Annotated in this window: 9 protein-coding genes and 4 tRNA genes; 6 read left to right on the top strand and 7 right to left on the bottom strand. The window is 53.0% G+C overall.

Going from position 1 to position 11,361, the window contains the following annotated elements:
• Positions 1 to 19: 19 nt before the first annotated feature.
• Both ACWI0H_RS10460 and ACWI0H_RS10455 read right to left on the bottom strand, forming a co-directional pair.
• A complete protein-coding gene (locus ACWI0H_RS10460; protein WP_101147253.1) occupies positions 20 to 229 on the bottom strand; it encodes a putative motility protein in 210 nt (69 codons plus the stop codon).
• Positions 230 to 370: 141 nt separating this feature from the next.
• Complete coding sequence (locus ACWI0H_RS10455) at positions 371 to 1,612, bottom strand: NAD(P)/FAD-dependent oxidoreductase (RefSeq protein ID WP_485876113.1); 1,242 nt, start codon at positions 1,610 to 1,612, stop codon at positions 371 to 373.
• A 324-nt stretch (positions 1,613 to 1,936) separates the two neighbouring features.
• Here ACWI0H_RS10455 and amt point away from each other — a divergent pair, with 324 nt between their 5' ends.
• Positions 1,937 to 5,317 (top strand): ammonium transporter, encoded by a 3,381-nt coding sequence (gene amt / locus ACWI0H_RS10450; protein ID WP_485876112.1) that lies wholly within the window; start codon positions 1,937 to 1,939, stop codon positions 5,315 to 5,317.
• A gap of 127 nt (positions 5,318 to 5,444) precedes the next feature.
• Here amt and ACWI0H_RS10445 read toward each other — a convergent pair.
• From ACWI0H_RS10445 to ACWI0H_RS10430, 4 genes are all read right to left on the bottom strand, one after another.
• Positions 5,445 to 5,519: transfer RNA gene (locus tag ACWI0H_RS10445), tRNA-His, on the bottom strand.
• 34 nt (positions 5,520 to 5,553) lie between these two features.
• A tRNA-His gene (locus tag ACWI0H_RS10440) sits at positions 5,554 to 5,628 on the bottom strand.
• A gap of 80 nt (positions 5,629 to 5,708) precedes the next feature.
• Positions 5,709 to 5,785: transfer RNA gene (locus ACWI0H_RS10435), tRNA-Arg, on the bottom strand.
• A 91-nt stretch (positions 5,786 to 5,876) separates the two neighbouring features.
• Positions 5,877 to 5,953: transfer RNA gene (locus ACWI0H_RS10430), tRNA-Pro, on the bottom strand.
• A 257-nt stretch (positions 5,954 to 6,210) separates the two neighbouring features.
• On the opposite strand from ACWI0H_RS10430, the gene folD reads away from it, so the two are divergent.
• A complete protein-coding gene (gene folD / locus ACWI0H_RS10425) occupies positions 6,211 to 7,083 on the top strand; it encodes a bifunctional methylenetetrahydrofolate dehydrogenase/methenyltetrahydrofolate cyclohydrolase FolD (protein ID WP_101147250.1) in 873 nt (290 codons plus the stop codon).
• Positions 7,084 to 7,121: 38 nt separating this feature from the next.
• Complete coding sequence (mtnN, locus tag ACWI0H_RS10420; protein ID WP_485876202.1) at positions 7,122 to 7,829, top strand: 5'-methylthioadenosine/S-adenosylhomocysteine nucleosidase; 708 nt, start codon at positions 7,122 to 7,124, stop codon at positions 7,827 to 7,829.
• Positions 7,830 to 7,843: 14 nt separating this feature from the next.
• On the opposite strand, the gene pyrC is transcribed toward mtnN, so the two are convergent.
• On the bottom strand, positions 7,844 to 8,884 hold the full coding sequence (pyrC, locus tag ACWI0H_RS10415) for a dihydroorotase (protein WP_101147249.1): 1,041 nt from the start codon (positions 8,882 to 8,884) through the stop codon (positions 7,844 to 7,846).
• A gap of 192 nt (positions 8,885 to 9,076) precedes the next feature.
• On the opposite strand from pyrC, the gene ACWI0H_RS10410 reads away from it, so the two are divergent.
• Genes ACWI0H_RS10410 through ACWI0H_RS10400 form a run of 3 tightly spaced genes read left to right on the top strand, consistent with a single transcriptional unit; the run spans position 9,077 to position 11,354 of the window.
• Positions 9,077 to 9,493, top strand: coding sequence for a hypothetical protein (locus ACWI0H_RS10410; protein WP_008958009.1), 417 nt, complete (start codon positions 9,077 to 9,079; stop codon positions 9,491 to 9,493).
• Positions 9,494 to 9,500: 7 nt separating this feature from the next.
• Complete coding sequence (locus ACWI0H_RS10405; protein ID WP_485876110.1) at positions 9,501 to 10,772, top strand: ATP-binding protein; 1,272 nt, start codon at positions 9,501 to 9,503, stop codon at positions 10,770 to 10,772.
• Between the two features lie 42 nt (positions 10,773 to 10,814).
• Positions 10,815 to 11,354: a response regulator transcription factor gene (locus tag ACWI0H_RS10400; protein ID WP_101147247.1), complete on the top strand. Its 540-nt coding sequence runs from the start codon at positions 10,815 to 10,817 to the stop codon at positions 11,352 to 11,354.
• The last annotated feature ends 7 nt before the right edge of the window (positions 11,355 to 11,361 follow it).

Here is an 11,361-nt window from a genome sequence, read left to right as displayed (position 1 = left end):
GAGATGCTGCTCCTAAGCGTTATGCGTAGGTATTCACCTGAGTACCGACGCTGCCTTCTTTGGCCAAGTCCGGTTGTGCACCGGTGTTGGCAGAGGCTAAAACTTCCGTCACCTGCTCAGCCTGGGTGTCCAAGGCTTCTTTGAACACCTGCATCTGCGCCTGTTCGGCTGTTTGCGCCTGATTCATATAAAGCGAGGCACTGACTGAACTGCTGATGCCTACATCCATATTTTCACCTAATGGTATGCAAATGTACTTACAAACTAGCAAAGCATTAGATCACGCGCAAAGATATCGTCACTATTACTAATGCCAGCATTTACAACTATCGGCTTAACTCGCCGAATCATTAACGAATATAGCGCCCGTTCAAAACCTGTCAGCGCGAAACGGCTTCATATCAATTGCGGTAGGCTGCCCTTCCATCATATCTGCCAGCAAATGACCCGTTGCAGGACCAAGAGTAAACCCTTGATGCCCATGCCCAAAGGCGAGCCATAAACCTGGGTGGCGTGGCGCTGGGCCAATCACTGGCTTCATATCGGGCAGGCACGGCCGCGCACCTTTCCAAGGGGCTTCATCGCGGCGCTCCCCTAACGGAAACACACTGCGCGCCACTTTCTCTGCCGCGCCCAGTTGGTTAACGTCGGCGGGGGCATCAAGGCGGTCTAACTCTGCCCCGGTGGTCAAGCGGATACCCGCATTCATCGGCGCCAGCAGGTAGCCAATTTCAGCATCCATGACCCAGTAATTTAGCTTGGCCTCTGCTTGTGGGGCGTAGTGCATGTGATAGCCACGCTTCACAAAGGTAGGGAAATGGTAGCCAAGCTCCTTCAGCCAGCTACCCGCCCAAGGCCCTAGCGCCACCACGACATCGTCTGCTTCCAATGTTTCAGCGGCAGTACTTACCTGCCACCGGCCACCCACCTGCTGAACCGAGGTGATATCCGCCTGCAGAATGCGCCCGCCATCATTGCTGAATGCTTGGGCATAAGCCGCGACCAGCGCACCGGGGTCGGCCACGGTCCAAGGGTCGAGCCAGTGAATCGCACCAATAATATGTTCGCTAAGGGAAGGCTCTTTCTCCATCAGCGCAGCCCGATCCAGTTGCTCAAATTGAACACCATAAAGACGGCGCGCCTCTTCGGCATCTTTTAACCGTGCGGCCAACTTTTCAGGGGTACGGTAAAGCTCAAGCCATCCCTGCCTGCGCACTAAGTGTTCCGCTCCGGCAGCCTCAATCATCGGGCCGTGAGTCTTCAGTGACTGCTGAATCAAAGATGCATATTCCGGCACGATTTTCTGGTAAGCCTTCGGCGCTGAATTCATCCAGTAGCGCAACAGTGGAGAAGCGGCATTCACCATGCCCGCAGGACGATAGCGAATATCAACCCGGCGATTAGGCAATACGCTCAAGAGCGTTTTAACATCCCGTGGAAAGGGGTAAGGCCTAACGGCTTCACGCTGAATAATGCCTGCATTGCCAAACGAGGTTTCTCGACCAGGCTGGAGGCGGTCTACCACGGTGACGTCATGACCGCGCTGACGCAGATGCCAGGCAATGCTGACACCTACCATCCCTGCTCCTAAAACTACCGTTTGACGCGCCATGTTGATGCACTCCCCGCTGTCGATTCAGCACCATGATTGGTAAGTAAAAACTATTTGAAAAATATCACCAAACCAACTGCATTAATATAGTAGAAAACGCTGTTTTAGAGCCAAAAATAAGTAATTAATGCTCCATAGCGAGCTAAAAAGGATGACAACACTATTAGCGGCATAACAATTGCTTAGTTTCTATTAGGCAACCTGAACGGTATGCAATTGAAGACGTCGTAACGGCCTCTCCTCCTCTGCGAAAAACACATAAAGCACCAAAAAGAAGCGCTCGCACCAAAAGATGCCCTCGTACTAGTGACAAAGGAAAACACCATGCCTGCCACGCTAAATCTGGATAGCTCGCTGATCGATACGCTCTGGGTACTCTGGGCAGCCGCTCTGGTATTTGTGATGCAAGCTGGTTTTCTATGCTTAGAGGCTGGCACAACGCGTACCAAGAACGCGATTAATGTTGCTATGAAAAACGTAGCGGACTTTGCGATTGCCGTCAGTGTTTTTTGGCTCATCGGATTCGGCATCATGTTTGGTGATTCGTTGGGCGGTGTTGTAGGTACGACGTTATTCGGCTGGCAGTTAGACGCTTCGGGCAGCTGGGTGATTACGGTATTCATCTTCCAGGCAATGTTCTGCGCGACCGCCGCGACTATTGTGTCGGGTGCGGTGGCGGAACGCATGCCCTTTCTGGCATATATCTGGACGGCGCTCTGGATCGCGTTAATCATCTACCCCGTATTCGGCCACTGGGCTTGGGGCGGGCTACTAGGTGGTGCCGCAGGCTGGTTAGGGGCTCTAGGGTTTGTTGATTTTGCCGGCTCCACAGTGGTTCACAGTGTAGGTGGCTGGGTAGCGCTGGCAGCAGTACTCTGCATCGGCCCCCGCAGTGGTCGTTTCGCACACGACAAGCCTCCTACCGCTTTTCCCTCTGGCAACCTTCCACTCGCGATGCTTGGCGCGCTGTTTATGATATTAGGCTGGTTCGGCTTTAACGGCGGTAGCACCTTGGCTGTTACTGACCAGATACCCGGCATATTGGCTAATACCGTGCTTGGAGCCGTTGGCGGCATCCTTTCTGGCATGCTCATGGGAATGCGCACACGTCGTTACGCCGATGTGATGTACGCAATTAATGGCGCCATTGCTGGTCTAGTCGCCGTCACCGCCAGTGCGCATGTGATCTCGCTCCCAGCAGCATTTGGCTTGGGGGCGGTTAGCGGCGTGCTAATGGTACTGACCAGCGAATGGCTGCTGAGTAAGCGTATTGATGACGCCGTATGCGCCATACCTGCCCATTTAGTATCAGGCATTTGGGGCACACTCGCACTACCCTGGGTGGCGGATATGACAATGCTGGATAGTGGCCTGTCCCGACCCGCTCAATTCGGCATTCAGCTTCTTGGTGTTGTCGTTTGTGGCATCTGGAGCTTTGGCAGCGCATGGCTGCTATTTCGTATCACTCGTCGCTTTCTGCCCTTAAGGGTCTCGCCTGAAGCTGAAAAAATGGGTCTTAATTTAGCCGAGCATGGCGCCAATAATGAGCTGAACCAGCTACTCGAACATATGCGCCAGCACGAACAGCAAGGCGATATTCGCCGGCGAATTGAAGCCGACCCGTTTACTGAAGTGGGCGAAATAGCGGCCAGCTATAATCGGGTAACAGCGGCCCTTGAAACCGCCCTCGGCCACACCCGCGTGATGCTGCGTAACCTGCGCGATGGAGTAATCACCTGGCAAGCAGACGGCTCGCTGACAAGCCTTAACCCCGGCGCTGAGATGCTCTTTAATGTCGACGCCGCCACTCTCATCGGCCAACCCGTTTCCACGCTGCTACCGAACTTCAAGCTGACACCCGGTGCACGCCATGAAATCAAACGACGTACAGCCGATAAGCGAGTGCGTTATCTCGAAATACAGGTGAGCGAAGGCGCCAGCGGCTCCGCATCAGAGCGCTCTGGCATGGTGCGCGACATCACCGAGCGCAGACAGCTTCAAGAGCAGTTAAATCGCGAACGTGATCTTGCTCGCACCACTTTAGCCTCCATCGGAGATGGCGTAATTACCTGTGATGCCAGCGGCAATGTCACGTTTATCAATGCGGAAGCCAAGCGACTGACCGGCTGGACCCTTGAAGAGGCCATGGATAAACCTATTCATGTGGTTTACCAACTACTTGAGGAAATCAGCGGCGACTCCATAAGTAATCCAGCCCGGCAAGTACTGACACAGCTAACGCCAGTGCAATCAACCGAACATTGCATGCTCGTCCACCATGACGGCACGCATACCCCCATCCAGCACAGCGCCTCACCCATTCGTTCACGCAGCGGCATTACCCTGGGCGCTGTTGTGGTTTTTCAAGATGTTAGCCTCACACGCCAGCTTACTGAACAGTTGAGCTATCAGGTCAGCCACGACAACCTAACCGACCTGTTGAATCGGCGCGCCTTTGAAACAGCACTTACAGCGCTTCTCAATCGGGAGGATGGCCAGCACGTGATGTGCTACCTGGATCTTGATCAGTTCAAAATCGTCAATGATACCTGCGGTCATCTTGCGGGTGACGAACTGTTGCGCCAAGTATCATTAAAGCTGAAATCCCATGTACGCAGCAGCGATATTGCCGCGCGTCTCGGTGGCGATGAGTTCGCCCTACTGCTACCAGATTGCGGGATAGAAAGAGCACTAGTGATTACCGAGGCACTACGCAGCGATATAGAGAATTATCGTTTTGCCTGGCAAGAGCATACGTTTGGGATTGGGGTCAGTATTGGCTTGGTAGAACTCCATGCTGCTCAGCCTATGCAGCTTAGCCAAGCACTCCACGCCTCTGATGCGGCGTGCTACGCCGCCAAAGAGGCAGGCCGCAATCGTATCCACTGCTATCAGCCTGATGATCATTTTTTATTGGAAAAGCACGGTGAGCTACAGTGGGTTCAGCGCTTGCAAAATGGCCTGGACAATGATGCTTTTCGCCTTTTTGCTCAACCGATCAAAGCCATTTGTGCTGACGCCCCCGCCTACCGTGAGATATTACTTCGGCTCGAAGAGCATGGTGAACTCATCGCCCCAGGAAGTTTTTTACCTGCCGCTGAGCGCTACCACTTTATGGGACGCATTGATCGTTGGGTAATTCGCAATACTCTGGCCTGGCTAGGGGATCAAAACCGCCACTCTGTTCCGTCAGCGCATAGCCTATGGGGCATCAATCTATCCGGGGCATCGCTTTCTGACGCTGAATTTTGTCAGGATCTTATTGCTCAGGTGTCCACTGCCTATCTGCCTCACGGCACACTCTGTTTTGAAATCACTGAAAGCACCGCGATCGCACAGCTCTCACGTGTCAAAACATTGATTCATACCCTGAAAGGCTACGGCTGCCGGTTTGCATTGGATGATTTTGGCACCGGGCTTTCCTCTTTCAGCTACTTGAAGCAGCTACCCGTCGATTATCTAAAAATTGACGGTAATTTTATCCGCAATGTGCATCAAGATCCGATTGATAGAGCAATGGTTGAGGCGATTCATGCCGTCGGTAAAGCACTGGGCGTTAAGACCATTGCTGAGTTTGTTGAAACCCAGGCAACATTGGATACGTTACATCAGATGGGAATTGACTATGCACAAGGATATTTACTCGGCATGCCTGAACCGCTTACCAACATGGCCGGCAATCGCATTAAAGTAATGCCGCGCTAGCAGGAACGTGTTAACAAGAACGTAGCGATATAAAATTCAGAAACGAAAAAATCCCTAAAAAGGGCATAATCGCTGGGAGGTAAACGCTAAAAAAGAGGAAATAACAAGAAGGAAGTATGCGGGGTAATGGGGTGGATGATGGGACTTGAACCCACGACCACCGGAGTCACAATCCGGGGCTCTACCACTGAGCTACACCCACCACAACCTAAAACTGGAAACGCAAATATTGTCACTGGGGTGGATGATGGGATTTGAACCCACGACCACCGGAGTCACAATCCGGGGCTCTACCCCTGAGCTACACCCACCATAGACAATCTTACGTAAAAACAGGTATTACACACTTGAAGATATGATTCTCTGACGGGTTGTTACCACTGAAATTAGGTGGCACGCCCAGCAGGAATCGAACCCGCAACCTACGGCTTAGAAGGCCGTTGCTCTATCCGGTTGAGCTATGGGCGCACAAAAAGCATTCAGAAATAACGAATACTGATGAGCACTAGACCACAACCAAAGCTTGAAAAAGCAAGCTACTACCTTTCACGTTTAGGTGTGGTCGGGATGGAGGGATTCGAACCCCCGACATCCTGCTCCCAAAGCAGGCGCGCTACCAGACTGCGCTACATCCCGATTTTTCATCACCCTAGACGCTACCGCTTGGTCCGTCTCAAGCGAGGCATATATTACTATTTTTAATTTTAAAGTCAACCATTAAAGTGATTGTTCGTGAAGGCGCTTTGCCTGGGTGCCCTAGCGTGCGAAAATTGCCGCCTTAGAAAGCGTAGCCAACTGCGCTAGCAGCACTAGGTACTGCCTTAAAAGCCATTACGTCAAAAGGCTTCGAGACACCGCCTAGCCCTTTTCCACGTCCACAGGGATTTCTCTACATGACTGCCCAACTAATCGATGGCAAAGCCATCGCTGCTACTGTTCGCCAACAGGTTGCCGAGAAGGTTGCCGCACGTAAAGATGCAGGCGCACGAGCACCGGGCCTAGCCGTAGTTGTGGTAGGAGATGATCCCGCCTCTCACGTTTACGTCAGTAATAAGCACCGCGCCTGTGAACAGGCAGGCATTCTTTCCTTCCAGCATACTCTGCCCACTGCGACCTCTCAGCATGACTTAGAAACGCTGGTTGATCAGCTCAACAGCGACCCGGCCGTAGACGGCATACTGGTTCAACTGCCACTACCCAAGCACTTAGATGCCGGCCCTATTTTAGAGCGTATTCGTCCTGATAAAGATGTTGATGGCTTTCACCCTTACAACATTGGTCGCTTAGCACAGCGCATGCCTGCGCTACGCCCTTGCACCCCTAAAGGCATCATGACCTTACTGGCGCAAAGCGATATCGCGCTACGTGGCCTGGATGCCACCGTGGTCGGCGCTTCTAACATTGTCGGCCGCCCTATGGCGCTTGAACTGATGCTGGCGGGCTGTACCACTACCGTATGCCACCGTTTTACCCAGAACCTTAAAGACCACGTTAGCCGCGCTGACATTGTGGTGGTAGCCGTCGGCAAGCCAGGCATCGTTAAAGGGGAATGGATTAAGCCAGGGGCTGTCGTGATTGATGTAGGTATTAATCGCCAGGAAGATGGCACGCTAAAAGGCGACCTTGATTTCGCCGCCGCCGCTGAACGCGCCAGCTTTATCACCCCGGTTCCGGGCGGCGTGGGACCCATGACCGTCGCAACGCTGCTCGAAAATACGCTTGAAGCCGCCGAATGGCACGATTTGACGCCCCAGGATCACGCCTGATTCATATACCCCCCTTTTTTATGCAGGAGCATGGCGCAGTGCAACGTATTGGTATTATTGGCGCAATGGCGCAGGAAGTAAGCACCTTGGTAGCTCAGTTAGATAATGCAGAACGCTATGAGCATGCGGGCTTTGTTTTTCATACTGGCACGCGTTACGGCCTTGAGGTCATTGTCTTGCAGTCAGGGATTGGCAAAGTCAACGCGGCAGTGGGCACCGCTATTTTATTGGAGCGCCACCAACCCGACGCCATTATTAATACCGGTTCGGCGGGTGGATTTGCCACCGATTTAAAGATTGGCGATGTGATCATCTCTGATGAAGTACGCCATCATGATGTTGACGCCGTCGTATTTGGCTATGAGATGGGCCAAGTACCTGGGATGCCCGCCGCCTATCAGGCCGATACGGCGCTACGAGACATTGCCCGTAACGCCATTGCATCATTAGGTGAGGTCAACGTACGCGAAGGACTGATCGCCACGGGAGACGCTTTCATGGCCGATCCCGCGCGCGTAGAAGCAACCCGCGCCCAGTTTCCCACCATGCTGGCGGTCGAGATGGAAGGCGCTGCGATTGCTCAGACATGCTATCTCTATCAGTGCCCTTTCGTCGTGATTCGCGCGCTCTCTGACATTCCCGGCAGCGGCGACAACCACCTCTCTTTTGATGAGTTTTTGGAAGTAGCTGCCGACCACTCATCGCGCATGGTAGATCAAATGCTGAAGCAGCTTAGCCAAGGCTAGCTGGTACCTCAGGGCTACGCCTTCTTAATGGCCCATCCAAGCGTTTCGCCCGCCAATAGCGGAATAATCGCCTCGCCTTGGGCATAGGAGTAGCTCTCTGGCAGTCGCCATTCGCGTCGTTCTAGCGTCATGGTGTCAGCGTTAGGCGTCAGGCCATAAAAGCGCGGCCCGTTAAGGCTGGCAAAGGCTTCCAGTTTGTCCAAGGCATTCATTTCATCGAAAGCAGTAGCGTAAAGCTCAATGGCGGCGGGGGCGGTATAAGCACCCGCACAGCCGCAGCTTGACTCTTTAGCACCCTGAGAGTGAGGCGCGCTATCGGTGCCCAAAAAGAACTTGTGGCTACCGCTGGTGGCTGCTTTCAAAAGCGCCTGACGATGCTGCTCACGCTTGAGAATCGGCAAGCAGTAGTAGTGAGGGCGAATACCACCGACCAACATTTTATTGCGATTGAACAGTAAGTGATGGGCCGTAATCGTTGCAGCCACATTGTCCGGCGCTTGCGCGACAAACTCTGCGGCCTGCTGAGTAGTGATATGCTCAAACACCACTTTCAGCGTGGGGTGGCGCTCCAGTAACGGCTTCATCACGTTTTCAATAAATACCGCTTCGCGATCAAAAATATCAATCTCAGCGGTAGTGACCTCGCCATGTACTAACAGGGGTATGCCTACTTCAACCATCTTGGCAATAGTGGCATCACAATGGGCTAAGTCGGTCACACCTGAGTCAGAATTTGTAGTGGCACCCGCTGGGTAAAGCTTGACCGCTTTGACGATGCCGCTCCGCGCTGCGCGTTCAATCTCTTCGGGGGGCGTGGTATCGGTAAGGTAAAGCACCATTAAGGGCTCAAAAGCACTGCCCGCGGGTAAGGCGTCTAGGATACGTTGACGATAATCAATCGCCTGGGAGGTTGTGGTGATCGGCGGGGTTAGATTAGGCATAATGATGGCCCGCCCCATCTGTGCGGCGGTATGGCCTACCACCGCCTTTAGCGCTTCACCATCGCGTAAATGAAGATGCCAATCATCGGGGCGGGTCAGTGTTACAGTGTCCACGGCGAGTCCTGTACTGGAGTGATGTCGGAAAAATGATAGCGACAGTATACGCAATTGCGCGATTGGATAAATCCACTCTTCGAGCACCACACATTTGCCCAAGTGTCGTATCATGACGGCACTTTTCTTAATGAACCCGTCTTAACGACTAGGGTTGATAGCTCGCGGTTAACGTTAAGGGCCCGATTGTTTATGCAGAATGTGCGGCGTTATGCGGATGTCATTGCCAGCCTGGAGGGCGTGTTATGGCTAAGCTTGGCTTGGTCAATTTCGCTGTCTGTCCATATGGGCAGCACGGAACCTACCCTCGCCAGTTTGTTAGTGATTGGTGCTCTCGTGGTGTTCTGTTGGGCACATCGTCCGCTGCGTTATTTGTTGGGTCGTTACCATATTCGCAAACGTCGTACCGATATGTGGATTCATATTTTAGCCCTGCCACTGCTGTTGGCGATGTTCTTCCACATTATGCTGGAAGCCCTATTAGGCAGTGCCTGGTTGCCGCCGAAAATGCTGCTATTTAATATCCTGGCCTCTGCTGGCTGGGCCACCTACGTCATGACGTTGTTTATTAAATTTGTTATTCATGGCCTAAAAACCAGGACTAAGTAAGTTCATCATGCCAACGGCTCTACCACTTCCGCTCTCTACGCCCAACCGTAATTTAGTGCGGCTCACTATCGTGCGCGGTATCACCTGGACCGGTTTTTTACTGGCAATTATTGTGGGTGTCGAATTGCTCGCCTTCGATTTACCAGTGACTGCTGTGGTAAGCGTGGTGATAGCCATGGGCATCCTTAATATCGCCACCTGGTGGCGGCTGGGTCGCCCACGGGCCGTTACCCACCTGGAGTATCTACTGCACCTACTGGCCGATATTGCAGGCCTTACACTGCTGTTTTACTTTTCCGGGGGCTCCACCAACCCTTTTATTACCTACTACTTAGTCCCGGTTACTATTGCCGCCGCCACCCTGCCCTGGCGCCACGCCTGGATCATTGCAGCCTGCGCTATGGCGGGGTATACCTCTTTAATGTTCTCTTACTACCCAATCCCGCAATTGGGTCATATTAATAGCGACAGCCCCTTGAGCCTGCACATATTGGGCATGTGGCTTAACTTTGGCCTCTCAGCTGGGCTGGTGACCTTTTTTATCTACAAAATGGCCCACGCATTGCGTAGCCGGGACCAGGCACTTTCCCGCACCCGGGAAGCCGCACTGCGTAATGAACAGGTATTGGCGGTAGCCACTCAAGCCGCCGGCACAGCGCATGAATTGGGAACGCCGCTCTCTACCATGGCGGTACTACTCAAAGAAATGCAGGCCGACGCGCTACCTGAGTCTGAACTGCATGAGGACATTACCCTACTGCGTCAGCAGGTGGACGTCTGCAAATCACGGCTGCAAAACTTAGTCTCTAATGCGGATAGGCGCCGAATGGCAGAGCCTGAAGTACTTGATGCAGAAGTTTGGCTAGCAGGCGTTGTGCAGCGCTGGCTAGTGCTAAGGCCTGATGTGAGCCATCAGTTCGAGGTGGCTGAGAAGCGTAGCAGGCCATGGCTTGCGGTTGATGCCACGCTTAACCAAGCGTTAACGAATCTTTTGAACAACGCCGCCGACGCCAACCCTGAGCACATTGCGATTCGTTTAGATTGGCAGGATGAAAATGTGGTCATTGATATACGCGACCATGGCCCAGGGGTGGCCATGTCGATTGCCGACCAGCTAGGGGAAACGTTTATCTCCACAAAAAGCAAAGGCATGGGTATTGGTTTGTTTTTAACCCATGCCACTATCAATCGCTTTGGAGGCGGGGTAAGCCTGTATAATCACCCGGAAGGGGGTACGCTAACGGAAGTTACACTGCCCCGCTGCGCGGCACCGCATTAAACCCGGCGGCCCAAGCATCGCCTTTTATGGATTGAGGACAACATGCAAACGCGAGACCAACGCCTGCTGATTGTTGATGACGATGAAATGTTTTGTCATGTGCTAAATCGCGCTTTAACGCGGCGTGGTTACGAAGTCATTGTTGCCCATGATGCCGATCAGGCCCTGGCAATGGCCGCCCAGTACTTGCCCACGATGGCGACCCTTGATCTAAAACTGGAAAATAGTTCGGGCTTAAAGCTGCTTCCCGAGCTACTGGCCATTTCGCCCCAGTGTCGCATTGTGGTGCTGACAGGCTACTCCAGCATTGCAACTGCTGTTGAGGCCATTAAGCTTGGTGCAGTTAATTATCTCTGCAAGCCGGTAGATGCAGACGACGTGCTCACGGCCTTTGAGCGCCAAAGTGGCGACCCTGATATTGAGTTGGCTGATAATCCACCTTCGATTAACCGCATCACCTGGGAGCATATTCAGAAGGTGCTCCAGGAACACGACGGCAATATATCGGCCACGGCCCGAGCACTGGGCATGCACCGCCGTACCCTGCAGCGCAAATTACAAAAACGCCCAGTGCGTCGTTGAATTGTTG

The sequence above is a fragment of the Halomonas sp. NYA30 genome (assembly GCF_976980765.1).
This window is presented reverse-complemented; position numbering and strand designations above follow the sequence as displayed.